Consider the following 23470-nt stretch of genomic DNA (forward strand, 5'->3'; position numbering starts at 1 on the left):
CGGAAGACGAACCTCCTGAAACTCTCAGAGAGGTTCTTTAACATCTATCTTTAATCTTGGTGGATATCTGCCAGATTTTTCTGTTCGACGGTTCCGACAGATATCTTATCTTTATCTCTGATTCCTGGAAAGTAGCTCTTGAGCTTCTCCCCTAGTTTTCTGCCTAGTTCTACCGGCACCGCGTTACCTAGCTGTTGGTTGACCTCTCCCTTGTTGCCGGTAAACTCGAAGCTGTCTGGGAACGTCTGTAGCCGTGCTTTCTCCCTCGGAGTGATGTAACGATCCTCCTCAGGATGGATAAATGGATTATTGCTTACGGTTAGGGATGGCTCGTCGGGATGAAGTCTTCTCAAGTAGGTACCGTACCTCTTAACGATCTGTTTTTCGTGAGGGCAGTTTTCCTTATCCTCACAGTCACATTTGTATTTTTTCGTCTTCAACCTGTCTGGAAGGTCATCGTAGTATCCTCCCGGCGGAACGTGTCTAATTTTCTCCAATGTCTTTTCCTGGGTATTGGCATATCGCATGTTCGGGAGATCGTCGGTGATGTTTTCCAAAGCCGCTCCTGCGGTTTCCCAGTCGGCTTCATTTGGATGAGAGGGCTTAGGGAACTTGATTTTCACATCTTTATCGGTCCCGATGAAAAATATCCGTTTTCTTTTCTGAGGCACTCCGTAGTTCTGTGCCTCCAAGACTTTGTACTCGCATTTGTAATCGTGTTTGTTGAACTCTTCAACTATCAGATCTTTGATGTACTCGCCTTCGCTTGTCTGCCGGTTAATCAGGTCTCTTACGTTCTCCATCAGAACCATGTCCGGCCGGAGAATATCTACGACTCTCAAAAATTCTTGGAAAAGCGTGTTTCTATCATCTTTTTCCATTTCATCCAGTTCGATGTTTTCGTTGTTCAGCCTGCTGAATCCTTGGCAAGGTGGTCCTCCGACAACCACGTCAATATCGTCTTTACTGTAACCTGCCTTCTCTAGGGCGTCTTCCAGCTCTTTACGACCTATATCCCGGATATCGCCTTCTATGAACTCAGAGTCTTCGAAGTTATGCTGGTAGGTCTCTGAGGCCGGCTCCCAGTAATCATTTGCTATAACTACTTCAAAACCTGCTTTCTCAATACCAAGATCCAGTCCGCCACATCCCACGAAAAAACCTGCGGCAACTAGATCATCTGTCTCCGACATAACAATTCTAGGCCGATTACACGTTTTAAAGTGTACTCTTCTCGGATCGTCGTGGTTCCCTCCATCGATACGCTTATTAACTCGTTTAATAGGCCAGGGTGTGAGGTTCCTGTTTTAAACGTAGCTGCCCTCATCAATGTCATGAAAAATACCAAGATTGTATCGACCATCGGTCCGGCAACCGATTCAAAGCAGAAAATCGCCGACCTAGTCGAAGCAGGTGTCAACGTTTTCCGGCAGAACTTCTCCCACGTCGACCACGAACAGCACAAAGAGATCTATGAGCGCATCCGGGATGTCTCGGAAAAGACTGCGGTAATGATAGATACCAAGGGACCGGAGATCAGACTGGGCGAGGTAAAGGAAGGAACTGTCCTAGAGGAAGAACACACCGTAGAGCTTACAACGGAAGATATCGAAGGCAACTCGGAGAGGCTATCGGTTTCCTACAAGGACCTGATGGAGAACCTCGACTCAGGTGATGAAGTAAGAATCGACGACGGAAAGATCGAACTTGAAGTCCTTGAAGTAGATGGAAACGTAGCTGAATGCGAGGTTCTTTACGGCGGAGAGGTCTCAACAAGGAAGGCAGTCAACGTCCCAGGTAAAGATATCGGTCTGACAGCTCCGACTGAAAAAGACGTTAAAGACATCGAGTTCGCAGCGGAACTCGGATACGATTTCGTATCACTCAGCTTTGTTAAATCCGCTGAAGACGTCGAGAATGTAAGACAAATCCTAGATGAACACGGTTCGCAGATGGATATTATCTCGAAGATCGAACACGGAAAAGCAGTCGAGAACTTCGATGAAATCCTTGAAGCCTCCGATGGCATCATGGTCGCCCGTGGAGACCTAGGTGTCGAGGTGCCGGCAGCCCAGCTCCCAGCACTACAGAAAGAAATGATCAGGAAATCCAATCAGGCAGGAAAACCGGTTATCACTGCCACACAGATGCTGGAATCTATGACGGAGAACTCAACAGCTACCAGGGCAGAAATCTCCGATGTAGCAAACGCGGTGCTGGATGGCACTGATGCTGTGATGCTTTCCGGAGAGACCGCGATCGGAGACTACCCGGTTAAAACCGTCCGTTTCATGTCCGATGTTGTCCAGGAAGTCGAATCCGAAATCGAACAGCAAGTACATCACACCGTCAAGACACCTGCGGAAAACACGAATGAAATAATCTGTAAAGGGGTTTGGCAGGCCGCAAACGATGGAGACGCAAGCTACGTTGTGGCACATACTTCTTCAGGAAGTACTGCGCGCAACATCGCAAAACACCGGCCGGAAACAGACATCATCGCATTCACTGACAGTGAAGTAGTTGAACGCCAGTTAAACCTGATCTGGGGAGTTGATCCTTACTACCAGGAGTTCAAGGAAACCGTAGATTCCATGTTAGAGGATTCAGCTCAGAGACTGGAAACCCTCGGCAAGGTAGATGTCGATGACAAGCTGGTGATGACAGCTGGAATCCCTACATCGGTCGCAGGCACAACCAACATGATGCAGGTCCGGACAGTAGAACAGATTCTCGAAGAGTAAAACCTCTCCTCGGCTACCCTATCGCTCTATAACCATGTCGGGATAACCTTTCCCGACAACCTTAGATTCTTCATTTAACCCGAGAATCTCTGCGATCCCGGCGATTTTATCCACGTCAGGATCTTCCTCCGTGGTCTCGATCTCTATAAAATAGCCAAGACCTTCAATCCGGTCCAGCGTGACCTTGAAACCATCGACATCGTACACTTCGCGGTGTTTGACGACCTCGACGTACTTTTCGAAACCGAGTTTCTCCAGTATCAGATGTAGTTCCTCGGGGTCTTCGATCCCTGTCTCGTACTCTTCGGTCTGCTCCGAGCTGCGCGCAATATGTAGATCGAAAGAGTTTTCCGCGGACTCTCTAACTCGCAGATAATGAACCATGTCCTCTGAAAAATCCTTGCCCGGCGGGCTGTAGTAACTGTCTTTCTGTCTTAAAGACGCTTTTTTCTCGTACTGTTCCAAGAGATTCTCTTTTTCCTCAACTTTATCTACCCTGTAACGGACCTCAGTCTCTATCTCCATAACTATTCGGTAACCTCTTCCGAGTTTTCCTCTTTGGCTTTTCGCTCCCATCTCCTGAAACTTGTCAACGGACCTGACGTCAGACACATAGCTAACGGTCTATAAAGTTAGACTATTCAGCTTTTCGACCCGGGAACCGGTTTATTCCTGATCGAGTATTTTGCCCTTGACTTTCCAGCCTTTCAAAGCTGCTTCTGGATCAATATCATCGGAGTAATGTTTATTGAACAGCTCGATGGCTTCAGTGGCTTTCTCGACTGTGAAACCGTCGATATCTCTAAGCAAAGTGTATTTTATAATGTATTTGAGGTCTGAAGGCTGTTCTACGCTTTTTATCTGCTTGTTCCCGTGTTTGAATACGAGCTGTACGTCCTCATCGACCTTCTGACTGTTCTGCGCTGACAACCTGAGATTCATCTTGTTGCCGTGGTTGTCCCAACTACCGAAAATAACTGATTCTGATTGCATGATCAAACGTTTAGAAAAATCAAACAGAGCTGTAAAGTTAAAACACGACGCCCCGGCAGATATATTTCTCACGGACCTATCAAGTAGATCGGTTTATCAATTAAATCCCGAAAACAAGTATCCTCAGAAATCGACTTTGAGAAAATTAAGTTACGGGGGACACGCCACAAGACTTATGCGTCATTTTGTAGTTTTTGTCAAGGCTTTAAGTCTGTCTAAGGTTTCTAATTAACTTTTAAATGCCTAATTACTTCTCTAGGTTAGAAAATTTAAGTTGAGCCTGCCTGCAGTGTTAATTTCTCAATTTTAAACTTTGTGTACGTTGTCAATACCTAAGATCAATAACTAGATCCAGGAGATATGGGTCCGGTAATTTTTTCACCATTCGAAGTTATCTTCTATCTCCTGACTGTCTTTAAATCTTGATTAAAGGAACTGTGGTTTTATTACGTCAGGAAGTTCTGAAGACTCAGTTTTCTTTTCCTCTCCGTACAAAAAAGAAATCGCTATCGACATAGTTTCTACAAATTCATCGCCAACGAATGAATCTTCGAGCCAATCATCAGGTTCTTGATAATCAACCTGGCTGGGTTCTTCTACCTGACCTAATACCTCCGGTGAACCATCGTAGCTATTTTCAAGAATAGCCACATTACTGTACCTGCTGGATAGGAATCATTCCAGATAAAGACCCCAGAGGAGTTCATCCTGTTGAACATTACTAGGGTCAAAATTTTAATCCGTTGCTACCGAAATATTGTAATATGTCGAAGTCGGAACAGATCGAGAAGATTGAACTCGGCAGCAATGATGTAAAAGCCCGGTTTGATTTACCACGCGGAGAAGCGGAAGGGGCGATACTCTTGCTACCTGGTATAAGCTCGGGGCCTTTCGGAGGTATTTTCGATCAGTTCGCAGAAAAGGCCAAGGAAGAGAATTTTATGGTCATGAGATATGAGAGCTGGGAGAATTTACCAGAACTCCAAGAAAAAACTATGGATTCAATAATTAAGGAGATTAACGAGGCCCTAGAATATCTAGAGAGCCTTGATACTGAGAGAACTTATCTGGTTGCGAAAAGCTTTAGTGCAGGAATGATATTGGCAGGAAAAATTGACCGGGCAGATAAGATAACTTTGTGGGCTCCGGCAATAGGCTTTCAGGAAAAGTCAAATATTGAGGAATTAAGGGAAAAAAGACTAGGAGGGATTGACGATGTTACCGATATTAAGATTGATTCAGAATATATAAAACAAGAAGTCCCAGTCAAGATTATTCACGGTGTAGAGGATGAGGTTGTTCCGGTTGCGAACTCTGAGAGCATAGTTAGTGGTATTTCTGAGGCAGAAATCGAAAAGCTGATGGAAACCGGTCATGCTTATGAAGGTAAAGAAAATGCGCTCATAAGGAAGACGATTGAGTTTTTGAATCAATAAAATTTACCAGTTCAGATTCACCTTCAGATCTGTATTCATCAATTATATCTTCAACATAGGGATTTCGCAAATCTAATTCCTCAACAGCCTGGTAATCGCCCCACTCGTAATCTCTTACCGTATCTTCGAAAGGTACATCAGGATTATTTTTGGCAGTAGAACAGTAAACGAAATCAATGACTCTGCCCTCTGTTGTATCCGATTCATCAATGTAGATTCCTAGCAGATCCTCCAACAGGTGTAGGATCTCTACATAGGATACACAGCGAATCAGGAGGATCCTGTAATAAGCCAGATGAAAGAAGAAGTGTCTAGTAAAGTGGAGGAACGGTTCTAACGGAAAAGTTCAAGTAGAACTTGGTGAGAAAGAGTCGAATACTTTCTACCAAAATAATCTTGTGTTGAACAGGAAACTCATGCCTCTGGCTAGAAAACAATATTCGTTGATCAAATACAGCAAACGGCGGAGGACAAATCACGGGATTCTGAGAGAAAACTGATAGGATACCTAGGAAAACAAGTTCTAGACTCAAGAAGTAACTCAGATCAATCTCTAACTGAAGAGATAACAAAGCATATCCAAGAGGAATTCGATCAATCCGACATCTACGAAAAACAATATTCGAATTCAGCCTCCAGTTCTTGAAAAGCCATTTCTCTACGGCTTCAGGGAGTCTGACACAGATTGCGTTTTCTGTCTTAACGACGTCCACATACTCCTAGCCCTACCTCGTTCACCTGTGAACGCAAAAATGAACGAACCGCCAAGATTATCTGAATTCGATTCACTTGAAAACGCAATCCAAGCCAAAATCCAGCACTACAAAGAAGTCGCCGAAGAACTGGCGGAGGACCGGTAACCAATGGAAGACTCCTCAAACAACAAGGATACTTAAAAGACCGGACCTCAGAGGACAGACTGGTACAACTACATGTCCGGTTCCGACGCTCAACACTGGAAGAGATTGAAGAAATCAGTGACGGCATGAAGTGGACGAAAGCCAGTGTCGTCAGACACCTAGTAGAGATCGGACTTTCTGAAAGCAACTTCGCTTCTGAAGAACCTTTCCTGAAGTACAAGTGCCTCGAGTGTTCTCAGGAGCTATTCCATGTTGAGGAAGATCGGTATGCCTGTGATAACTGCGGCTGTAAAATGGAAGTGAAATAGAAATGAAACCTGGCGATATCTTTGAGAAGGACTTATCGGAACTTTTTGACGATCCGGAAATACGTGACTTGGCCTGGTTCATGTACAAGATGAACGATCAGAGCACGGAAGAAGTAGGAGAGAAAGTAACTACAGTAGACGAAAAAGTAGACTCCATAGCCTCAACATGGGGAAAGCTCATGGAAAATGAAGACTTCAGGGAACTGGAAGAGAAAGAGCAGAAAATGATCTGGGAGCTGATCAAGATTCGGGAGAATGACGGTCCGAAGAACCAGACAGAAGTGGCGGAACAGTACGGAGTCACCGACGCGCATCTATCCCAGCTCAAGGAGAAGATAAACAAACTAGGGCTATAGACGAGCGCCCATCCCGGTTAACTTCTTAATCTTCTTTAACTTCTTAACCGGAAAAACGACTGTTCTGAAGCAGTCATTCAACTGGTCGAAAAATCGACTCAGTGCCTGCGCCAAGACCGGAACGGGTCCGACCAATCTGCTATAACTTACACGGACAGTTGATCACAGAACAGCTTAACTTCCAAATTAACTCATCGAGGTGATGGAGTCTGTCTACTTCAGCTTTACCTTGCTACCTGTTTTCTCTACTTTATCTGCTTCTTCAAGCTCTTCTAGTATACTGTCCAGCCTGTCTTCATCCATTATCGGTGCGGCCTTCAACACAATTCTCAAGTCATCCATTTCTGCCTCGCCGTCGAGGTTCTTCAAGTACATCAAAACTCTCTTTGCACCTTTCGATAAGTTGTTCTTGTTCGCCAGCATTTCTGCTACTTCATCGTCTGACTTCTCCTTCAGCTTCTGTTCAATTATCTCATCTAGGAAAGGATCAATCTCGTCTGCATCCATACTAGTAGTTTATTCGGAGGCAAGAGTTTAGTAAATATGTCTGACAAGACGTTTTATGATCCTTTAGAGGTAATCAAGCACTTCCTTTTGCTTCTTTTTAAGCTCAGGTAGTTTGATCAGATTTTCAATCCAGATGTCAGTGAGGAAAACAACATCTACTTCTCCTGAATCGTCTTTCCCTAAGATATTTTTGTCTCTCAATTCTTTACAGGCCCGTGAAATTTCGCTCAAACAACATCTACTTCTCCTGAATCGTCTTTCCCTAAGATATTTTTGTCTCTCAATTCTTTACAGGCCCGTGAAATTTCGCTCTTATCATTGTAATCAGAAAACTTTCTTATCTCTTCGTGGGTTACTTCTCCTTCTCCCTCAGCCAGTATTAATGTGCTAGTAATAGCCTTCTTTGTAGCATCTGAACTTTTGCATAATTCAGATACTGCTTCTCTTCCTTCATCCGTTTCTAGGACAGATTCTTGTAGCTCAATTTCTACCTGTTCGGACTTCTGCGTTACCTGGATATCAGTCGAAGTAGAAATCCTACTAATAGTCGGATTCGAATCTACAAGAGATCCAAGTATTTCTGGTATATAATCTTCCTCTACTTCTGAGCTCTTCAGCTTTTTCTGTGCTTCTACCAACTTTTCGATGTCATCCTGCTCTATCATTTTAGACTCTCCACATATTCTTCTCCTGTTTCGGTAAGCATCCACTTTTTCTTCCCATCTTTTTCTCCATCCTTCATGAATAATTCCTTACTTTCTGCAGCCTTTGAGACTATATCTGGCATGTTTGCAGGTCTTTTCCATTTACACAACTTGAAGCCCTGGCTCAGATCATAGGTGTCAAAGTTTTCCTTTCCTTCATGCTTCTCCAAGTACCTTACAACTACCGTAGCCTTGTCTGCATAAGTTTCGGGATTAAAGTCTCTCTTGAAATCACTCATCTCAACAGGTGTTTTAACATCGTTCTTGGAGTCGGAAGATCGTTAGGATCTGTACGCTTCTTATCCTTCTCAGGTACGTATGCTTTGAAACCCTGCGGTAGAAGAGGCGATTCCTCAGGTTTGGATGATAGTTCGTGGAACTCCAGAAGCCGTTTGATTGCAGACTTATACTCCATCTTGGTCTTCGCCGAGCAATCCTTGCTGTAGTACTCCGAGTTTTCTATCTGTCCGAGAACTTTGTGGATCTTCCGTTTGCTTTCCTCGTCTTCCTTCAGGTTGTCGAGTCGGAAGTCGTTGTGTTCAAGGATCTGTTTGAGTGAGGAAAGGTAACGGTACTGTCTAGAGGTACTGGTGCTGCGTAATGCGTTCCAGTCTTTGAACTGTTCTGCTAGTTTTTTGTTCTCCTCGCAGATAGTGGAGGAGTTCTGTATTTTTCTAGAAGCTGTTTCGAGTCGTTGTTTGTATTGGTGTAGGTCTTTCATTTGTGCGGGTCACGTGCAACTGACACAAAGTGCTTGATCGTGACCTCCTTAAAAACCGCGAATCGGACCCTTTAGCGGACAAAAAGTTGCCCGATTATGAGTATAAGCAGTTGTGCGGGGGACAGGATTTGAACCTGCGAACCGCTAAGGATAGGAGCCTAAATCCTACGCCTTTGACCGAACTTGGCTACCCCCGCGAAACTTCCTAATACTATGGTTGAACGTAAACCCTTTAAAACGTGTCCAACTGAATCCGGCTCGGATCTCTGCCAATGGATTTAATTGTAACCTGTTAAATCAGTCTAGTAGGAGGAACTATACTTGAATTACAACGGTCTAGAGTTTTCATGGAAGGGGCATTCGACGGTGAAAGTCGAAGACGAAGGATTCTCTCTGGTTGTCGATCCTTTCAACGGTTATGTTGACCGGGAGGCCGAGCTTGTACTTGTAACACATGACCATGAAGGTCATTTCGATCCCGAGGCCCTGGAAAAGGTCTGTGGGGATTCAACCTGTCTGGTTGTCCCGGAAAGCTTCGAAGGCAAGGAGCTTCCGTGCCGGGATGTAGAGTATGTAACCGAGGGCGAGGTTATTGATGTCTTCGGTGTGGAGATCGAGGCCGTACCTATGTACAACGGGCATCACGAGCAGGGAGACGGGTTCGGGTACCGTTTCGTGATGAACAAGACCTCTGTCTACATCGCAGGAGACACCGGGTTGATCAAGGAAGCCTCCCAGCTTGAAGGAGTAATCGATGTCGCGTTCCTGCCGGTGGAAGGGGTTTACACCATGGATGTTGAGGATGCGATCCAGATGGCGGTTAGAATCAAACCCTCTGTTGTAGTTCCTTACCATTACGGCGAACCGTTTTTCCCGGATGCAGAGGTTGATCTGAGAGGTCTCCGCGCTGAACTTGAAGACAGAAATATCCGGTGTCAAGTGTTAGACAGTTAGTCTTCTAGAAGATCCTTGAGTTGTTCTCCGTAGTCATCTCTCAAAGTTTTGAGCTTCCAGGAGGTTCCGGTTGTATAAGCATCTCTTATCTCGTCGTCTTCGATCCCCAGGTAGTCTTCAATTTTCTGGAACCGTTTTCCAACCATTTTAGGGCTGATATCCGTGCCGTATTTTTCGTTCAGCCGTCTTGCGATGAACTTGGATTTGTAGAGGTCTTTTTCGGTTTCAAAAATGAACTCGACTGTTTTCTCCAGAACTTCATCGGTTTCCGAGGCTTTAGACATAAACACGGTTTAGGGAAGGCAAGGTTAAATTCTCTGGGTAGAAGAGGGAAAATAAAGAAAAATAAGAAGGGTTTGTGCGCTTTCTAGAATAATGCGCCTACAAGATCTTTCAGCAGGTCGATTACCCCGAGTTTTAGCTTGCCGCTGGTTGAAGTAGCGCTGTAGGTTATCTCATCTTCCTTGATGGCGGTAACCGTTCTCTGTAACGGATCGTTGGACGAGGCGATATCATCTAAGGTCTGTCTTTCCACGTAGCCGTTGATAGTCTCGTTTTCAACTCCTCCGAGCTGAACCTTTTCGGCCTTAATACCGTCCATTACTACGCCAATGGTTGTTATATCTCCGGATTCGTTGATCTCAACGTTGATCCGTTCGCCGCCGACTATGCTGGCGAGAAAGTCCGGTACCTGATCTGTCTGATTATTGTAAACCGTCCTTGCGTCTTCAACTGAGTCAGCTGTCTGTGCCGCTCCAAAGGCCGTGACGGCTAGAACCAATGTAGCTAGAACTAAAGTCTTCTTCATGTAAACTAAGGTGTCCTACCTGAATATATTATTTATTTCACTGTAACGCTTTTAGCCAGGTTCCGTGGCTTATCCGGGTTGTTCTGTTTTTCCAGCGCGGTCAGGTAAGCAAGCTCCTGGAACGGAATCACTTCCAGTATCTCCCGGTTTTCATCCTCAGGAACCTTGATGAAATGCTCGAAGCCGTTTACAGGCTCGGTTCCTACACCGATAAGATCGGCGCCACGGCTACGTGCCTCGATAGCATTCGATTTGATCTCCTCGCCGCCGTGTTCAAGGAAGGCAAAGACCGGTACGCCGTCTTCGATCAGTGCGAGGGTTCCGTGCTTGAACTCGCCGCCGGCAAAGCCTTCGGCGTGGATGTAGGAAAGCTCCTTTAATTTTAATGCGGATTCAAGCGCTAGCTCCCGGCCAAGATTCCGTCCGATAAAGTAAGCATCATCCTTTTCCGCCAGGTACTTTGCCAGCTCGTTTATCTCGGATTCATTTGTTTTCAGAACCTCATCGACTTTTTCGGCTGTCTTGATCAGCGAGCTGCGTCCGGCATCCGTCTCGCCTTTCGCAACGTAGCTGATGAGCTTCAAGGCGGTTAGCTGGGCGGTAAAGGCTTTCGTTGATGCGACTCCGATTTCCGGACCTGCGTTTACGTATATCTTGTGATCGGATTCGCGCGCCAAGGTCGAGCCTACAACGTTTACGATCGCGAGCTGACTTGCTTCTGTCTTGTCCAGCGCTGAAAGCAGGTCTGCGGTTTCCCCACTCTGGCTTACCGCGATAACGAGATCGTCTTCTGTTATCTCATCGGCACGGTACTCCAGTTCGTGGGCCTGTTCGACGATAGGTTTGTAACCGGCATCACGCAGGTACTTGGCTCCTAGTTCGGCAGCATAGCTTGCGGTCCCGCAGGCTGTCAGGTAGATGTTTTCCGCTTCCTCGATCATGTCTACGGCTTTGTCCAGGTCTTTTTTGTCCTGGAAAGCTGCGCGTTTGATAGTACTTTTCTGTTCCCGTATCTCTTTTTGCATGTAGTGGCTGTGACCGGCTTTCGTGGCCTCTCCGGCGTTCCAGTCGATCTCCTTGATCTCTCTGTCAACCTGCTTGCGTTCGTTAAACACCTTCAGATCTCCGTTAAGTATAGCGACGTCTCCGTCTTCGAGAAACATTGCTTTCTTGGTGTGTTCCAGGAACGCGGTGAAGTCGGATGCGATAAACTTCTGGTCTTCTCCCATTCCTATGACGAGAGGAGAGTCCTTTCTGAACGCTAGTATGTCTCCGGATTCAAGCAGGCATGTTACTGCGAAAGAACCTTCCAGTTTCTCCATGGTCTTGTGAGCTGCTTCCTGAAGCGTGTTCTCCTCCAGGAACTCTTCGATAAGGTGCGGTATTACTTCTGTATCTGTTTCCGATCTGAACGTGTGTCCTCTTCCCTTTAGTTCTTCTTTGAGCTGTTCGTGGTTGTTGATTATTCCGTTGTGTGCGACCGCTATCTTTCCTTCGCAGTCGGTGTGTGGGTGAGCGTTATCATCTGTTACGCCGCCGTGTGTTGCCCATCGGGTGTGTCCAATAGCCGATTCTCCTGAGCCAATCTCCTTGATAGCGTCCTCTACCTCGCCTGTTCCTTTCTTAACATGGATTTGATCGTCCAGCCGGGCGATACCTGCTGAGTCATATCCTCTGTACTCGAGGTTCTTGAGGCCTTCAAACGCCTTTTCAGTGGCTCGGCTTCCTTTTTTCACTGCGACAATTCCGCACATTGCTGTAATAGGTTAAGGGGCTGGTATTATAAGAAATCCGGTTCGGCTCTGGTTTGACTAAATAAGTTTTCGGTGCGGAAAAGACGTCGAAAAACCGCAACCAGTAAAAGATTTATTTGACCAGGTATAGTTGGTAAGTTATGCGTGCGTTTAGAGATAACGGAGATGAACTTCAGGCCGAGGAACTGAACTCTGAACAGCTTGAAGCACTGAGCAATCAAATAAGACAGCAGATAGTAACCGGACTAGCAGAAAAACCTATGTATCCTGCTCAAGCCGCAAGAAAGTACGGTTTAAGCAAGCAGAGAGCGCATTACCATTTTAAGAAACTGGAAAAATCCGGTTTGATCTCGAAAACCGGGCAGACAGAAAAATCAGGTGGTAAAGCAGATATTTACTCGCCAGCGGCCCAGTTATACTACTATGATACCGGAGCTGACGGAAAGAAAGCAGTTATGCCTGATATTGATGAGGACGTACAGAACTTCCTAGGTACGTTAGTGGACGGAAGACGTATAGAAGGTGTTGTTGTCGCAGGATCGGCGGACCAGCACGGCCCTGATCAGGTCCGCGCACGTGACGGGCATCTAACTGCGGAGATAACCGCTAAGCTCGGAAACTACGGACGGTTCCAGTCACGTTCAGTGGCACTGGATACCGAGGTATCACGAGATGGTTCCTACGAGCAGAATATATTCATACTGGGCGGCGTACTCACCAACACAGTTGCGAAAAAATTCAATGAACAGTTCCCGGCGAAGTTCACGGGAAAAGAGTTTCCCTACCGTGAGATTTCCACTCCGGAAAATACCTACACCGAGCCGAACATAGGCGTTATCACGAAGACTGAGAACCCGGAAAACTCTGAGAAAACGGTTTTCATGGCAGCAGGAGTGCGGAACCAGGGAACTGAGGCAGCGACCCGTGCGTTCCACGACCTCGAGGAGATAGCACCGGAGCTTGTAGAAAAACATTACCTGATAGTTAGAGGGCTTGACAACGACGGTGACGGCCGGATCGACGGTTATGAGGTAATAGAGTAGGATGAAAAAGGTAAACTGGGATGTGTTCCAGAGAGACGTGCTGGATGTTTTCCGCCAGTATGAAGGATACTTCGATTTCTTCGAGAGAGTCGGAGCTTTAAGCGAGTACTCGAGACCCGATTGTTTTGCCCGTATAACCCGGGAAGGCAAAAAGGAGATCTGGATTGTCGATATGAAAAACAAGTCCTCGATAGACTCCGAGGATGCCGAGCGCATGGAAAAATACAGCGACAGAATAGAGTCCGACCCGGTGGATATCGGACTGAACTACTCAGAGCTGTCCGAACACAGCGTACGGAAGATAATTGTGACTCCGGAGAAAGCAGATACCGGTTATGAGAACGTTCCGCTCCCAGAACTACACCAGTTCCTTCAAAAAGAGCTTATCTACACCGAGACCGATAAAGTGGTCAGAGACGTCGCCAAACTTATGAACAAAGGCCAGTTAAGCCAGGAACAGGCCCGGCTGCTTTACCGCAGCGTCGAACAGTATCAAAACGGCCTTAACCAGATAAAGACGGTTTTAAATCAGATAGAACAGCTTTACGTCGGGGCAAAAGTAGATTACTCAAATGACTTCGCTGAAGAATACGGAGTGGCCGTCGATGCGGTAATAACGCATGAAAAACGCCGTAAAACGTTTCTTATAGATGTACCTTACAACGAAGCGGCTCTTCAAGAGCTTGAAGACAAGATGAATGTGGTTAGAGACCGGCTTAAGCAGGTGGAAGGCGAGGTTTTCTATGCGGCAGTAAACCGTTTTGAAAGCTCTGAATCTTCCTTTATCTACCAGCCCGATGAGTTCGAAGCCGAGTTCCAAGAGGACTCAAACGTGGTATCAGCCCGTCAAGTAGCCGAACTCTTCGAACCCAAGATACCTGTTGAAAAACACGTAGATAACGGGACTGTGGTGGTTGAAAACGTGGATCTAGGTTTCCGGCTGAAAGCCACCACTGAAGATGATATAAAACACCGTATAGAAGTCAGGATGCCAGAGAAAGCAGCTAAAAGACTGAGCGAGACCCGTATAAACGCAAGAAAGCAGTTAGGGGAGCTGAACGGACAGAACTTCTCGCTTGAAATAGAGATCGGAGAGGATCTTGAAGTCAGCCACTCCGGGATAACGGAGGATTTCAAATCCTTTACCTCGTCGGTTCAAACAGTTTTCTGTTCGGGCGTTAACCCGGCACTGGCCAAGCTGAACAACGGATTTAACGAGACCTGACAAAACGTACGCGTTCAAAAATCTCTTCCTTACCGTTCCTGTATTTTCTAAGGCGCTGTTCTCCGTTCGATTCCACTGCTCCGACCATGACACCGCCTTCCGAAAGTTTTTCTTTCAAAACGTCCCAGTCATCGACACTAATCCCGTAAGAAACAATTATACGATCGTAAACCTCTTTTACATCTCCCGGTGCTTTCCCAACTACTACTTCGATATTTTCCCTGTCTCGAAGGTTTCTCCGGGAGGTTTCTACGAGGTCCTTGACAGGCTCGATACCGGTGACCTCTCCAGCCAGAAAGCTGAGGATTTTCAGCTGGTAGCCCGAACCCGAACCGATTTCGAGAACACTCAAACCAGGTCTTATTTCCGCCAGCTCTGTAATCCTGGCCACGATATGCGGTGCGGAGATCGTTGAACCATCTGACAGATAAACCGGCTTATCTACATAGGCTATATCTCTGCTTTCCGCAGGTACGAAAGCCTTCCGATCGGTCCGTAAGAATGCTTTCTTCACTCTGTCTGTGGTCAGCCAACCGGTTCTTTCAAGATACTTGACCAGCTCCCTGTTAGAATCCATACGTTATTTATGGTTCAGAGTAGTTACACTGTTTGTTATGCTAAAGGAAAGATTCAAGCAGCTGAAAAACCTGGAAAAGGCAGTAGAGGAACTTAACCGCGATCTAGACGGCATAATAGTTGAAGGTTTCAGCGACAAGAGAGCGATGAGAAAGCTCGGTTTTGAGGGAAAGATATTCCAGTCAGCCGAACGATCCATCGAGGACTTAACTGAGGACGTCGCACGTGGAACCCGCAAAGTCGCGGTTCTAACTGATTACGATTCACACGGCCGGAAGGAAGCTGAAAAAATAACACATGCTCTACAGGGCCGGACCGATGTTTTAATCTCGGCCAGAAAGAAGTTTGGAGAAGTCCTGACATCTAACGACCGTCACGCCATAGAGGACGTTGAACCACTGTTTAGCTCCTGGGAGGATAAATTCGTTGATGCCGCACTTGACAGGCTCTAAAAGTCCGTAAGCGAGGTCTGATTTTTCTTCAAAGCCTTCGCTTTAAACCCTAGCTCTCTCGAAAGGTAGCTGGCCAGCGCTTCATCGAATCCGTGGGTGGTATAGACTTTCTCCGGATCAACCCTTTTGACTGTCTCAACCAGTCCATCGAAGTCCGCGTGATCGGACAGCACAAAGGTCTTATCGTAGCCTCCGCGGTACATATACGAATCTGTACTCGCCCAGCCCGAAAAACCTGCTTTCACCCCACCGACTTTTTCCACGAAACTGTTCATCGATTCCTTGCGCGCTGAACGGGTCGGACCGATAAATATCCCGTTTTCCCCCAGTAAATCCTTGTTATCGGTGTAACTCTTTGCTCTGAACTTTTGATCGGAGACCTTCTCAACCGCTTCGTTCATCTTTTCGACCGCTCCGTGTGCGACTATCGGTCTTTCGGTAACCTCCTGGACTATACTCTGTATCTTCTGGGCTTTACCAAGCGAGTATCCGTAGAGAAACAGCGGCTGGCTGTTTGAATCTATCCAGTCAGCTATACGGGACTTTACCTCGCGGTGGGATGGAAAACGGTAGGCAGGGATTCCATAAGTTGATTCAATGATCAGAGTATCTGCTTTCGGTGGCTGAAAGCCGTTCATGTAAGCCCGGTCTTCGGCCGAAAAGTCTCCGGTGTAAAGTATTCGCTCGCCACATTCTTCTATCAAAGCTGCGGAAGATCCGATGATATGTCCGGAAGGAATCAGTTCGATGTTTTCCGTTTTCTCAGTGAAACTCACCTTGTTGCCTGTCCGGGCCTCAGCCAGGCTGGCGGTATGTTCCGAGCAGACAACCTTGTTTTCATCCATGTGAAGGTGATCGAAGTGAGCGTGTGATACAATATTTACATCGCCTTTCGAGTTACGGCTGTCAGCAACGTAGAGCCGGTCTCTTTCGATATGTATACCGTCTTTTTCCCGTATCACGGATGTGTAAATCAGTCAAGCTTGAAGTCTGTTCCGGAGTCTTTAAACGCGACGGACAGGAAACACTGGTTAATGATTGGAAAAGTCGATCTGGATAGAGAAAAGCTTGTAGATGCCTCCAAACCGCTGTTCTACGGCTACCTGTTCCTGGCAGGTATAACCTCCCAGTACACAGGCACCTTGCTCGGACTTGCCTCAACGGCCTCACTCTGTTTTGTCTCAGCAACACTCGCCAGCAGCGTTGAAGACGACTGGCAGTCAGTGCTTGATATGATCGCTTTAATCACCTTGCTGGTAGCGGTCTCGGCAGGAGCATTCTTCGCAGCGATGACCTCGCTGTACCTGCCTTAACTTAAAGACTGGGATAAAATTACGGTATAGGCCATATGGGGTTGTAGCTCAACTTGGCAGAGCGTCCGCCTCCAGCAATTGGTTACGCTCGATTGGGAGTCGCAGCATGTCTAGAAAGATGCTGCTCAAAGCAGACTACAAGTCTGCGTCAATAAGCCGCACAAAGCGGCTTTCTCAAGCGAACGTGCTTTGATGGAGGAATGAGGTCACTCGACCGATGATTAATCCGTTTGGAGATAGCGGAAGGTTGCGGGTTCAAATCCCTCCGACCCCATGATTCTCTCGGATTTTCCAAGCCAACTATTCTAGCAATACAGATTTTCCATACCGATGGCCGTTCCTTTGAAAAACCTGCTTTAACTCATCTATATCATATGTCTAAAGACTACCGAGAGATTTTATCCGGTAAGGTAGAAGAGGTCAAGGAGCGTATTGAAGACCTCGAAAGCCCGGATTTTGAAAAATTGCTTAAACTCGAGAGAGAAGGCAAGGACCGTAAAACCGTAAAAGAATTCATTGAATCCCTAAAGGATACTGAAGAGGAGGAAGCCGAACCCGCGGACGAATCTGAGGGATCAGATGAGGCTGAAGAGGTTTCAGAGCCTTCAGTGCCTCAGGAAGGTTTCAGGGAAAAGTTAGGCCGTCTTTCACCGGCTAGCTTGGTTGGACTTGGCCTTGTTATCGGAATTGTGGCTGGAGCCGGAGCTGCACAGCTAGTTGCTTCAGGTTCGGGTACTCAGAGTCCTTCAGCTGTAAAGTCTGATATGCAGAGTCTGCTTTCAGGACCTAACCGTACTGTTGATGTCGGGCCTGCTATGAGAGAGCATGGAATGTATTATTTCAACGTTTCCACGTCCCAGCAGACAGTTAACGGAACACAGACAAGCTACAGAGAGTTTTATGTCTCGAATGATGGCGAATTGCTCTTCCCGAAGCTTGAGGTTCCACTGCTTGGACTTAGAACTCCTGTGAATCTACAGGATGCGTTGAGTCAGCGAGCCGCAACACAGGCGAACGCAACTCGCTAACTCCTTTCCTCTTTTTCTTTTTAATTTATTTTCTCGACGAAGTTCTCTGTCTTTCCAACGAAGTTTTTGATCTTCTCCTGGTACTCTTCAGTTGGTTGTTCGTCTTCGAAGTTAGTGGAGACATTTGAGATCGGCAGGTTCGGTCCTGGATGTCCTCCGAGTCCCAGTGTTATGTCCTGAAGATGGTCTAGAGCGCGGATTCCTCCGAAGCCTCCGGCCGAGACCGTCACGTAGCTGAAAGCCTTTCCGTTGTACTCCGGGAACAGGTAGTCTAACGTGTTTTTGAGGGCGCCGGGAACTGAGTGGTTGTACTCCGGGGCTACCAGTACGATTAGATCTGATTCTTGTACCTCCTCAGCGAAGTCCTCGATATCCTCCGGTACAGGCTCTTCGTCGTCTACGTAGGTCCGGTTGCCCAGCATCGGGATCTCCTTTTCCTTCAGATCGAAGAACGTTGTTTCATGGCCTTGTTCTTCGAACTCTTCAAGTACTGCCTTTGCTGGTTTTACAGTGTTACGTCCTTCTCGGGTGGTTCCGAGGACAATCAGTGTTTTCATGTAGCACAACGGTGTAGCTAGTTTTATCACCGTTGACCGCCTATTACAGTTTAAGGTGAATCAATAATGGAAAAAGAAGGCTTAATGGAACTTCCTTACGAGTACGACGCTCTAACCCCGCATATCTCGAAAAAGGTCTTGGAGTGGCACCACGATACCCACCACCAGGGATACGTGAATGGGATGAATACGGCTGAAGAGAAACTGGAAAAGCAGAGAGAGGACGGAGATTTCTCATCTACAGGCTCTCTTCTCAGAGACTACACACACAACTTCTCCGGGAATGTTTTACACAATCTTTTCTGGAAGAACATGTCTCCGAACGGCGGCGGAATGCCGGAAGGAGAGCTTCTGGAAAGAATCGAAGAAGAGTTCGGAAGCTATGAGAACTGGAAAAACGAGTTTATCGCGGCAGCGAAGTCAGCTTCCGGCTGGGCGCTACTGGTATACGTTCCGTACACGAACTCACTTCACAACGTAGCGGTCGATAAGCACGATCAGAACGCGATCTGGGGCGCACAACCTCTGCTAGCCGTCGATGTCTGGGAGCATTCGTACTACCACGATTACGGTCCTGACCGAGCAGAGTTCATCAACAGCTTCTTCGAAGTCGTTGACTGGGAGGAACCGCAGGAACGGTACTCGAAGTTCACAGAGCTTTTCGAGTGAAAATTCAACGCCTGAGAGGGCGGCTTCTATTTTAATTTTTATCGCGATATTCGTAGCATGGATCGTTCGCACTGGCTTAACGAATATCAGGATGTACTAAGACTTCTTTGGAACAACGGAGGCAGTGTCTCGCCTCTACGTACAATTGAAAAGGAGCTTGATCGGCCTGATAGCTCATCAGCAGTTATTGTGAAAAAACTGGAGAGCGAAGGGATTGTAAGAAAAGAATACTGTAATGCTAAAGTTAAGAGAGCAGTTCTAACAAGTTATGAACGCAAAGAAGACATCGATTCGTCTGAAGAATGGCTTTCAGAGGGACAGAACAGTGTTTCTGAGAGTTCGGAAGACAGCAGCGAGATTTTTGAACAGGCTTTTGAGTATGAGAAAAAGTCTATGGGATCGGAAGAGGTTCTCTGGTTGACTAACGGAGATGAAAGCTACTTGGCGGAAAATTTCTCGGATGTAGGAGAAACCGGGTTCGCGTATATAAGAGAGACTGGTGGGTCGTCGGTACCAGGAGTGCCGGGAGCGGAGCTGGTGGAGACAGCGGAAACCAAGGAGTTGCTTGAGGAAAGCTATGGAATAGCTGAACGCTGATAAATCTAGCCGTCACACGTTTTTTCTATGACAAAGATAGCTGTAATAGGAGGCGGACTTTCAGGCATCCAGGCCGCAGTGATGACAGCAAAAGCCGGAGAAGAAACCGTTGTTTTCGATACCGGCGAATCATTAGTACAGAACACTTCTAACATCAAGAATCTGGTAGGACATGACTCTGTGGGAGGACATGAACTACTGAGAAAAGGTAAAGATAAGCTTGAAAGCTTCGGCGGAAAAATAATTGATGAAAAAGTAGTTTCTCTGGATAGGGATGAAGATTCTTTCACTGTAAAGACAGAGGAATCTGAATACAGTGCGGATTACATTATAGTGGCTTCTGCCGGCGAGCTTGACTATTTAGGTGATTTTGTCGAGTTCGAGGAAGGGGTTGAAGGGCCGTATATGATGGAAAAACACGTTGTAACAGATAGCGCTAACAAGGCCGCTGATAGAATCTATGCCGCAGGACTCGCAAATACATGGGAGTACCAGACATCTGTGGCCTTGGGCGATGGATCGAAAGCAGCAGTCAACTTGCTCTCGGATATCTATGGAGAGCCGTACACAGATCACGATACTTAAAAATATTAGCCGGGCTGCGAAGAGCGCGGCTCTTAAGGGTTTTTATAGTTTAAGGTTATCGTTCAAAATTTAGTGAACTTCAAAACCTGTTTAATCACTTTAGCTTTATCTCTCTACACGCAGACGGTAACTGCTTCGAGTAACGCTTCCGTCCAAACAGGTAGCCTGGAAACCGCAGTTCTGACAGCAATTCTAGCTCCGTTCCTGACCTCAGCAGTTATAGCAGTTTTCTACACGAGACTTGAAGACTACTCTGCGATAATAGGGTCCTTATCAGGGCTTATTTCATTTATAGCTGCTATATCGCTTATAGGAAAGACAGGTGTGGTCTCTTATCTATGGATTCCATCTATGAATATAGCAGCACAGTTCTACGTTGATGGCTTATCGGTTTTCTTCGGTTTGCTGGCTTCCGGGATCGGAGTGCTGGTCTTTCTGTACTCCTGGAAGTACATGGAACACGGAGAGTGGAAACGTAAGTACTATACGGCGTTGACTGCGTTCATGGGTTCGATGATCGGACTGGTTTTTTCCTCAAATCTGATCTTACTTTTCCTTTTCTGGGAGTTTACCTCGATCTGCTCGTTCGTACTGATCAGCCACCACCAGAGAAAAAGAGCGGGGATAATGGCCTCGAAAAAATCTCTGCTGGTGACAGTTGGCTCCGGTCTCGCGCTTTTACTCGGATTCATACTCCTGGGTTCAGCGACCGATACTTACAGTATTGTAGAGATGCTTTCCGACGGACAAGCACTCTCCGCACTTGAAAGCACCGGTCTTACAACGGCCGTTGTAGCATTGATAGGGATCGGTGCGGCTGGGAAATCCGCTCAAATACCGTTACATATCTGGCTGCCGGATGCGATGGAAGCTCCTACACCTGTATCATCTTTCCTCCACTCCGCGACAATGGTCAAGGCAGGAGTATTCTTACTTTTACGTTTCAGATCTATACTTGGTGAGGCCGTAGCTTGGAACTTCCTGCTTCTGACACTAGGTCTTTCAACAATGTTTATCGCAGCCTTGCTTGCTGTCGCATCCACAGAGCTTAAACAGCTTCTTGCGTATTCAACAGCATCACATCTAGGATTAATAGTCGCGGGAATTGGTTTTCCAACAGCCGTAGGAGTTGAAACCTCGCTTTTCCACGTTCTGAATCACGCGGTTTTCAAAGCCGGGCTTTTCATGGTCGCAGGAATCGTCTTACATGAAGCCGGCACGCAGAAATTCTCGGAGCTATCCGGTCTAAGACACGACTGGCCGGGGCTTGCGGCGATCGGAACATTGCTAAGTCTTAGCATGGCCGGTATCCCGCCTTTCAACGGCTTTTACTCCAAAGAACTTCTGTTTGAAGCTGCTTACCACACCGCAAGCCATACCGGTGGAATAACATGGATCCTACCTGCTATCTCTGTTCTTGGAAGCGTCTTTACATTTATCTACTCTCTTAAGTTCATCTCAGTGTTCTATGGACGTAAAAGTCAAGATTTACACGACGTTCCACGTAAAATGATTTTATCTCCAGCAATACTTGCGGTTACAACGATCGCAATCACCGCAACCCCTAACCAGTTTATTAGCGTACTTGTAAACCCTGCACTCGAACTTTTAGCCCATACAAGCCACGGACTCTCAGTCCATATGCCGAAGAATCTCAAGCCTGCCTTTGTAATGAGCCTGATAACTATAGGGCTTGGAAGCTTTGGAATAGGTTATCTCAACGTTGTTGAAAGAAAGGCAAAGAAAATAACAGCTCTGACGGCTTTAAGCCCGAATAAATACTACTTTAAAGCTCTTGATAAGGCTGATGAGCTAAGTAACAGAATGATAACAAAGGTAGAGTCCGGACTTCTCAGAACCTATGCCGTATGGGTTTTAATTATATCGACAGTCACAGGAACAGCAGGTTATCTACTTGCCGGTCCGTTACCGGCTTTTCAAATCACAGCAACTCTTCCAGCAGCCGTGGTGCTTGCGGTCTCACTTGTAAGTGTCTCTGCGGTGCTGAGATCTCAGAGCTACACTTCTTCAGTTATGATTCTCTCAATTCTCGGCTTCATGGTGTCAATATTCTATCTGTTGCTAGACGCTCCCGATCTGGTATTAACACAGCTTGTAGTAGAGACCATGTCTCTGATTGTATTCTTACTGGTCTTGAACAAACTTCCTTCGTTTGACAAAGAGATCAGTTTTGACAGGAAGAAAAGAGATACTATAATATCTGCTATAGCGGGTTTAATGGTGTTCTTATCTGTTATGTATTCGACAGCTGAGGAAACACCTTCAAAAGTCGCAGATTATTTCATTGGACACGCAGTCTCTGGTTCCGGCGGAGGTAACGTTGTAAATGTCATACTTGTGGACTTTAGAGGTCTTGATACACTGGGAGAAGTATCTGTTATAGCTATGGCCGGTCTAGCTGTACTAATGCTTTTCAAGATGAGAGGTGTAGAACAGTGAGTACTGTTGTCGCACGGTCAGTTACGAAAGCGGTTGTGCCTCTGATAGTGGTTGTGGCTCTCAGCTTCTTTTTCCAGGGACATAATCTTCCTGGAGGAGGTTTCATCGCAGGAGTTATGACAGCTGCGGCCATAGCACTTGTGTACATCATATTTGACTTCGAAGACTTCTCGTATTTGTTCGGGATTGAAAACAAGACCTACAGAGCTATTAGAGAGTATATACCACTCACTGGAGCTGGTTTAGCATTAGCTGTTGGATCCGGAGTTCTTTCAGTTGGATTAGGAGCCTCTTTCCTCGATCATAGTTTTGGTACAATCCATATTCCGTTGATCGGAGAAGCTCACTGGACAACGGCGCTAATATTCGATTTAGGAGTTTATATGACGGTAACATCGTCTATACTTGTTGTTATAGAGGTGGTTGGAGAAGAATGAGCTTGATTATTGCCGTAACTCTAGGAGTGCTTTTCGCCTCAGGAACGTATCTTATACTTAGAAAGGATGCTTTAAGAGTTGTTATCGGAGCCTTGATTCTAAGCCAGGTTGCGAACATTTACTTGATGGCTATGGGCGGAACAAAAGGAGGTGTACCTATAATCAGTCACGGCTCTCATGGTCATGGCGTGCTAAATGTCTCTGATCCGCTACCGCAGGCAATGGTTCTTACAGCCATAGTTATAGGTTTCGCAACCACGAGCTTTCTTTTGAGTCTTATCTACCGTTTTTACGAGGAAAATCAGGAGATAGATCTTGAATCACTTGGAGAGGAACACGCATGAACAATTTAATAATCACGGCTTTTTTAATACCTTTAATTA

Annotated in this window: 32 protein-coding genes and 2 tRNA genes; 17 read left to right on the forward strand and 17 right to left on the reverse strand. The window is 46.4% G+C overall.

From position 1 onward, the window contains the following. Positions 1 to 50 precede the first annotated feature (50 nt). Positions 51 to 1193, reverse strand: a complete 1143-nt coding sequence (locus SVXnc_RS02440; RefSeq protein ID WP_347722376.1) for a DNA cytosine methyltransferase — start codon at positions 1191 to 1193, stop codon at positions 51 to 53. A 141-nt stretch (positions 1194 to 1334) separates the two neighbouring features. Here SVXnc_RS02440 and pyk point away from each other — a divergent pair, with 141 nt between their 5' ends. Beyond that, positions 1335 to 2744 carry a pyruvate kinase gene (gene pyk / locus SVXnc_RS02445; protein ID WP_347722377.1) on the forward strand — a complete coding sequence of 470 codons (1410 nt, stop codon included), beginning with the start codon at positions 1335 to 1337 and terminating at the stop codon, positions 2742 to 2744. A gap of 18 nt (positions 2745 to 2762) precedes the next feature. Here pyk and cyaB read toward each other — a convergent pair whose 3' ends face one another. The 3 genes from cyaB to SVXnc_RS02460 all read right to left on the reverse strand — a co-directional run bounded on the left by cyaB (position 2763) and on the right by SVXnc_RS02460 (position 4388). Then, positions 2763 to 3269, reverse strand: coding sequence for a class IV adenylate cyclase (cyaB, locus tag SVXnc_RS02450; RefSeq protein ID WP_347722378.1), 507 nt, complete (start codon positions 3267 to 3269; stop codon positions 2763 to 2765). 141 nt (positions 3270 to 3410) lie between these two features. Beyond that, positions 3411 to 3743, reverse strand: coding sequence for a hypothetical protein (locus SVXnc_RS02455; RefSeq protein ID WP_347722379.1), 333 nt, complete (start codon positions 3741 to 3743; stop codon positions 3411 to 3413). 420 nt (positions 3744 to 4163) lie between these two features. Continuing rightward, positions 4164 to 4388 carry a hypothetical protein gene (locus SVXnc_RS02460; protein ID WP_347722380.1) on the reverse strand — a complete coding sequence of 75 codons (225 nt, stop codon included), beginning with the start codon at positions 4386 to 4388 and terminating at the stop codon, positions 4164 to 4166. A gap of 113 nt (positions 4389 to 4501) precedes the next feature. Here SVXnc_RS02460 and SVXnc_RS02465 point away from each other — a divergent pair, with 113 nt between their 5' ends. Next, positions 4502 to 5173, forward strand: coding sequence for an alpha/beta hydrolase (locus SVXnc_RS02465; RefSeq protein WP_347722381.1), 672 nt, complete (start codon positions 4502 to 4504; stop codon positions 5171 to 5173). Here the strand turns inward: SVXnc_RS02465 and SVXnc_RS02470 are convergent. Beyond that, positions 5139 to 5408: a hypothetical protein gene (locus SVXnc_RS02470; protein WP_347722382.1), complete on the reverse strand. Its 270-nt coding sequence runs from the start codon at positions 5406 to 5408 to the stop codon at positions 5139 to 5141. The two genes, SVXnc_RS02465 and SVXnc_RS02470, sit on opposite strands and share 35 nt — an antisense overlap. 750 nt (positions 5409 to 6158) lie before the next feature. Between SVXnc_RS02470 and SVXnc_RS02475 the strand changes: the two genes are divergently transcribed. Together SVXnc_RS02475 and SVXnc_RS02480 are read left to right on the forward strand one after the other, a co-directional pair. Next, positions 6159 to 6341 carry a hypothetical protein gene (locus tag SVXnc_RS02475; protein WP_347722383.1) on the forward strand — a complete coding sequence of 61 codons (183 nt, stop codon included), beginning with the start codon at positions 6159 to 6161 and terminating at the stop codon, positions 6339 to 6341. A gap of 2 nt (positions 6342 to 6343) precedes the next feature. Continuing rightward, on the forward strand, positions 6344 to 6697 hold the full coding sequence (locus tag SVXnc_RS02480; protein WP_347722384.1) for a sigma-70 family RNA polymerase sigma factor: 354 nt from the start codon (positions 6344 to 6346) through the stop codon (positions 6695 to 6697). A gap of 213 nt (positions 6698 to 6910) precedes the next feature. On the opposite strand, the gene SVXnc_RS02485 is transcribed toward SVXnc_RS02480, so the two are convergent. From SVXnc_RS02485 to SVXnc_RS02510, 6 genes are all read right to left on the reverse strand, one after another. Next, positions 6911 to 7204 carry a hypothetical protein gene (locus SVXnc_RS02485; protein ID WP_347722385.1) on the reverse strand — a complete coding sequence of 98 codons (294 nt, stop codon included), beginning with the start codon at positions 7202 to 7204 and terminating at the stop codon, positions 6911 to 6913. Between the two features lie 63 nt (positions 7205 to 7267). Then, positions 7268 to 7435 (reverse strand): hypothetical protein, encoded by a 168-nt coding sequence (locus SVXnc_RS02490; protein ID WP_347722386.1) that lies wholly within the window; start codon positions 7433 to 7435, stop codon positions 7268 to 7270. Beyond that, positions 7432 to 7869 carry a hypothetical protein gene (locus SVXnc_RS02495; RefSeq protein ID WP_347722387.1) on the reverse strand — a complete coding sequence of 146 codons (438 nt, stop codon included), beginning with the start codon at positions 7867 to 7869 and terminating at the stop codon, positions 7432 to 7434. Before SVXnc_RS02495 ends, SVXnc_RS02490 begins: the two co-directional genes overlap by 4 nt. Beyond that, positions 7866 to 8147 carry a hypothetical protein gene (locus SVXnc_RS02500; RefSeq protein WP_347722388.1) on the reverse strand — a complete coding sequence of 94 codons (282 nt, stop codon included), beginning with the start codon at positions 8145 to 8147 and terminating at the stop codon, positions 7866 to 7868. The genes SVXnc_RS02495 and SVXnc_RS02500 overlap by 4 nt, the downstream gene beginning before the upstream one ends. Continuing rightward, complete coding sequence (locus SVXnc_RS02505) at positions 8144 to 8629, reverse strand: hypothetical protein (RefSeq protein ID WP_347722389.1); 486 nt, start codon at positions 8627 to 8629, stop codon at positions 8144 to 8146. The genes SVXnc_RS02500 and SVXnc_RS02505 overlap by 4 nt, the downstream gene beginning before the upstream one ends. Before the next feature lie 113 nt (positions 8630 to 8742). Next, a tRNA-Leu gene (locus tag SVXnc_RS02510) sits at positions 8743 to 8826 on the reverse strand. 124 nt (positions 8827 to 8950) lie between these two features. On the opposite strand from SVXnc_RS02510, the gene SVXnc_RS02515 reads away from it, so the two are divergent. After that, positions 8951 to 9583: an MBL fold metallo-hydrolase gene (locus tag SVXnc_RS02515; protein WP_347722390.1), complete on the forward strand. Its 633-nt coding sequence runs from the start codon at positions 8951 to 8953 to the stop codon at positions 9581 to 9583. Here SVXnc_RS02515 and SVXnc_RS02520 read toward each other — a convergent pair. The 3 genes from SVXnc_RS02520 to glmS all read right to left on the reverse strand — a co-directional run bounded on the left by SVXnc_RS02520 (position 9580) and on the right by glmS (position 12145). Next, positions 9580 to 9867 (reverse strand): hypothetical protein, encoded by a 288-nt coding sequence (locus tag SVXnc_RS02520; RefSeq protein ID WP_347722391.1) that lies wholly within the window; start codon positions 9865 to 9867, stop codon positions 9580 to 9582. The two genes, SVXnc_RS02515 and SVXnc_RS02520, sit on opposite strands and share 4 nt — an antisense overlap. Before the next feature lie 83 nt (positions 9868 to 9950). Continuing rightward, positions 9951 to 10391, reverse strand: coding sequence for a hypothetical protein (locus SVXnc_RS02525; protein ID WP_347722392.1), 441 nt, complete (start codon positions 10389 to 10391; stop codon positions 9951 to 9953). Positions 10392 to 10423: 32 nt separating this feature from the next. After that, a complete protein-coding gene (gene glmS / locus SVXnc_RS02530; protein ID WP_347722393.1) occupies positions 10424 to 12145 on the reverse strand; it encodes a glutamine--fructose-6-phosphate transaminase (isomerizing) in 1722 nt (573 codons plus the stop codon). Between the two features lie 140 nt (positions 12146 to 12285). Here glmS and SVXnc_RS02535 point away from each other — a divergent pair, with 140 nt between their 5' ends. Beyond that, the gene (locus SVXnc_RS02535; RefSeq protein ID WP_347722394.1) at positions 12286 to 13188 is read left to right on the forward strand and encodes an ArsR/SmtB family transcription factor; all 903 of its coding nucleotides are present in this window, start codon (positions 12286 to 12288) and stop codon (positions 13186 to 13188) included. Between the two features lies 1 nt (position 13189). After that, positions 13190 to 14413 (forward strand): hypothetical protein, encoded by a 1224-nt coding sequence (locus tag SVXnc_RS02540; protein WP_347722395.1) that lies wholly within the window; start codon positions 13190 to 13192, stop codon positions 14411 to 14413. Here SVXnc_RS02540 and SVXnc_RS02545 read toward each other — a convergent pair. Beyond that, positions 14400 to 14990 carry a protein-L-isoaspartate O-methyltransferase family protein gene (locus SVXnc_RS02545; protein WP_347722396.1) on the reverse strand — a complete coding sequence of 197 codons (591 nt, stop codon included), beginning with the start codon at positions 14988 to 14990 and terminating at the stop codon, positions 14400 to 14402. The two genes, SVXnc_RS02540 and SVXnc_RS02545, sit on opposite strands and share 14 nt — an antisense overlap. Before the next feature lie 37 nt (positions 14991 to 15027). On the opposite strand from SVXnc_RS02545, the gene SVXnc_RS02550 reads away from it, so the two are divergent. Continuing rightward, on the forward strand, positions 15028 to 15441 hold the full coding sequence (locus SVXnc_RS02550; RefSeq protein ID WP_347722397.1) for a toprim domain-containing protein: 414 nt from the start codon (positions 15028 to 15030) through the stop codon (positions 15439 to 15441). On the opposite strand, the gene SVXnc_RS02555 is transcribed toward SVXnc_RS02550, so the two are convergent. After that, positions 15438 to 16403 carry an MBL fold metallo-hydrolase RNA specificity domain-containing protein gene (locus tag SVXnc_RS02555; RefSeq protein ID WP_347722398.1) on the reverse strand — a complete coding sequence of 322 codons (966 nt, stop codon included), beginning with the start codon at positions 16401 to 16403 and terminating at the stop codon, positions 15438 to 15440. The genes SVXnc_RS02550 and SVXnc_RS02555 overlap by 4 nt on opposite strands. A 72-nt stretch (positions 16404 to 16475) precedes the next feature. On the opposite strand from SVXnc_RS02555, the gene SVXnc_RS02560 reads away from it, so the two are divergent. From SVXnc_RS02560 to SVXnc_RS02570, 3 genes are all read left to right on the forward strand, one after another. Then, positions 16476 to 16754, forward strand: a complete 279-nt coding sequence (locus SVXnc_RS02560; RefSeq protein WP_347722399.1) for a hypothetical protein — start codon at positions 16476 to 16478, stop codon at positions 16752 to 16754. 37 nt (positions 16755 to 16791) lie between these two features. Then, a tRNA-Trp gene (locus tag SVXnc_RS02565) sits at positions 16792 to 17028 on the forward strand. A 100-nt stretch (positions 17029 to 17128) separates the two neighbouring features. Beyond that, entirely contained in the window at positions 17129 to 17782 is a 654-nt protein-coding gene (locus tag SVXnc_RS02570) for a hypothetical protein (protein ID WP_347722400.1), read from the forward strand. Between the two features lie 20 nt (positions 17783 to 17802). Here SVXnc_RS02570 and SVXnc_RS02575 read toward each other — a convergent pair whose 3' ends face one another. Continuing rightward, positions 17803 to 18339 (reverse strand): NADPH-dependent FMN reductase, encoded by a 537-nt coding sequence (locus SVXnc_RS02575; protein WP_347722401.1) that lies wholly within the window; start codon positions 18337 to 18339, stop codon positions 17803 to 17805. A 66-nt stretch (positions 18340 to 18405) separates the two neighbouring features. Here SVXnc_RS02575 and sod point away from each other — a divergent pair, with 66 nt between their 5' ends. The 6 genes from sod (at position 18406) to SVXnc_RS02605 (ending at position 23431) form a co-directional block, all read left to right on the forward strand. After that, on the forward strand, positions 18406 to 19008 hold the full coding sequence (gene sod, locus SVXnc_RS02580; RefSeq protein WP_347722402.1) for a superoxide dismutase [Mn]: 603 nt from the start codon (positions 18406 to 18408) through the stop codon (positions 19006 to 19008). Positions 19009 to 19065: 57 nt separating this feature from the next. Further along, complete coding sequence (locus SVXnc_RS02585) at positions 19066 to 19605, forward strand: hypothetical protein (RefSeq protein ID WP_347722403.1); 540 nt, start codon at positions 19066 to 19068, stop codon at positions 19603 to 19605. 27 nt (positions 19606 to 19632) lie between these two features. Beyond that, positions 19633 to 20190: an FAD-dependent oxidoreductase gene (locus SVXnc_RS02590; protein ID WP_347722404.1), complete on the forward strand. Its 558-nt coding sequence runs from the start codon at positions 19633 to 19635 to the stop codon at positions 20188 to 20190. A gap of 72 nt (positions 20191 to 20262) precedes the next feature. Next, positions 20263 to 22650 (forward strand): hydrogen gas-evolving membrane-bound hydrogenase subunit E, encoded by a 2388-nt coding sequence (gene mbhE / locus SVXnc_RS02595; protein WP_347722405.1) that lies wholly within the window; start codon positions 20263 to 20265, stop codon positions 22648 to 22650. Next, positions 22647 to 23087: an MnhB domain-containing protein gene (locus tag SVXnc_RS02600; protein WP_347722406.1), complete on the forward strand. Its 441-nt coding sequence runs from the start codon at positions 22647 to 22649 to the stop codon at positions 23085 to 23087. Before mbhE ends, SVXnc_RS02600 begins: the two co-directional genes overlap by 4 nt. Next, a complete protein-coding gene (locus SVXnc_RS02605; protein WP_347722407.1) occupies positions 23084 to 23431 on the forward strand; it encodes a sodium:proton antiporter in 348 nt (115 codons plus the stop codon). The genes SVXnc_RS02600 and SVXnc_RS02605 overlap by 4 nt, the downstream gene beginning before the upstream one ends. Positions 23432 to 23470 lie beyond the last annotated feature (39 nt).

Origin of the sequence: Candidatus Nanohalococcus occultus, assembly GCF_029207735.1 — an archaeon.
In the GTDB taxonomy this organism is placed as follows: Archaea; Nanohalarchaeota; Nanosalinia; order Nanosalinales; family Nanosalinaceae; genus Nanohalococcus; species Nanohalococcus occultus.

Coding starts and splice junctions, on each gene's coding strand:
- SVXnc_RS02475 (WP_347722383.1), top strand. CDS start 6,159: ATGAAGTGGACGAAAGCCAGTGTCGTCAGACACCTAGTAGAGATCGGA.
- SVXnc_RS02605 (WP_347722407.1), top strand. CDS start 23,084: ATGAGCTTGATTATTGCCGTAACTCTAGGAGTGCTTTTCGCCTCAGGA.
- SVXnc_RS02485 (WP_347722385.1), bottom strand. CDS start 7,204: ATGGATGCAGACGAGATTGATCCTTTCCTAGATGAGATAATTGAACAG.
- SVXnc_RS02535 (WP_347722394.1), top strand. CDS start 12,286: ATGCGTGCGTTTAGAGATAACGGAGATGAACTTCAGGCCGAGGAACTG.
- SVXnc_RS02500 (WP_347722388.1), bottom strand. CDS start 8,147: ATGAGTGATTTCAAGAGAGACTTTAATCCCGAAACTTATGCAGACAAG.
- SVXnc_RS02590 (WP_347722404.1), top strand. CDS start 19,633: ATGACAAAGATAGCTGTAATAGGAGGCGGACTTTCAGGCATCCAGGCC.
- SVXnc_RS02550 (WP_347722397.1), top strand. CDS start 15,028: ATGCTAAAGGAAAGATTCAAGCAGCTGAAAAACCTGGAAAAGGCAGTA.
- SVXnc_RS02480 (WP_347722384.1), top strand. CDS start 6,344: ATGAAACCTGGCGATATCTTTGAGAAGGACTTATCGGAACTTTTTGAC.
- SVXnc_RS02545 (WP_347722396.1), bottom strand. CDS start 14,990: ATGGATTCTAACAGGGAGCTGGTCAAGTATCTTGAAAGAACCGGTTGG.
- SVXnc_RS02560 (WP_347722399.1), top strand. CDS start 16,476: ATGATTGGAAAAGTCGATCTGGATAGAGAAAAGCTTGTAGATGCCTCC.
- SVXnc_RS02465 (WP_347722381.1), top strand. CDS start 4,502: ATGTCGAAGTCGGAACAGATCGAGAAGATTGAACTCGGCAGCAATGAT.
- SVXnc_RS02495 (WP_347722387.1), bottom strand. CDS start 7,869: ATGATAGAGCAGGATGACATCGAAAAGTTGGTAGAAGCACAGAAAAAG.
- SVXnc_RS02570 (WP_347722400.1), top strand. CDS start 17,129: ATGTCTAAAGACTACCGAGAGATTTTATCCGGTAAGGTAGAAGAGGTC.
- SVXnc_RS02540 (WP_347722395.1), top strand. CDS start 13,190: ATGAAAAAGGTAAACTGGGATGTGTTCCAGAGAGACGTGCTGGATGTT.
- glmS (WP_347722393.1), bottom strand. CDS start 12,145: ATGTGCGGAATTGTCGCAGTGAAAAAAGGAAGCCGAGCCACTGAAAAG.
- sod (WP_347722402.1), top strand. CDS start 18,406: ATGGAAAAAGAAGGCTTAATGGAACTTCCTTACGAGTACGACGCTCTA.
- SVXnc_RS02575 (WP_347722401.1), bottom strand. CDS start 18,339: ATGAAAACACTGATTGTCCTCGGAACCACCCGAGAAGGACGTAACACT.
- SVXnc_RS02505 (WP_347722389.1), bottom strand. CDS start 8,629: ATGAAAGACCTACACCAATACAAACAACGACTCGAAACAGCTTCTAGA.
- SVXnc_RS02525 (WP_347722392.1), bottom strand. CDS start 10,391: ATGAAGAAGACTTTAGTTCTAGCTACATTGGTTCTAGCCGTCACGGCC.
- pyk (WP_347722377.1), top strand. CDS start 1,335: ATGAAAAATACCAAGATTGTATCGACCATCGGTCCGGCAACCGATTCA.
- SVXnc_RS02520 (WP_347722391.1), bottom strand. CDS start 9,867: ATGTCTAAAGCCTCGGAAACCGATGAAGTTCTGGAGAAAACAGTCGAG.
- cyaB (WP_347722378.1), bottom strand. CDS start 3,269: ATGGAGATAGAGACTGAGGTCCGTTACAGGGTAGATAAAGTTGAGGAA.
- SVXnc_RS02440 (WP_347722376.1), bottom strand. CDS start 1,193: ATGTCGGAGACAGATGATCTAGTTGCCGCAGGTTTTTTCGTGGGATGT.
- SVXnc_RS02585 (WP_347722403.1), top strand. CDS start 19,066: ATGGATCGTTCGCACTGGCTTAACGAATATCAGGATGTACTAAGACTT.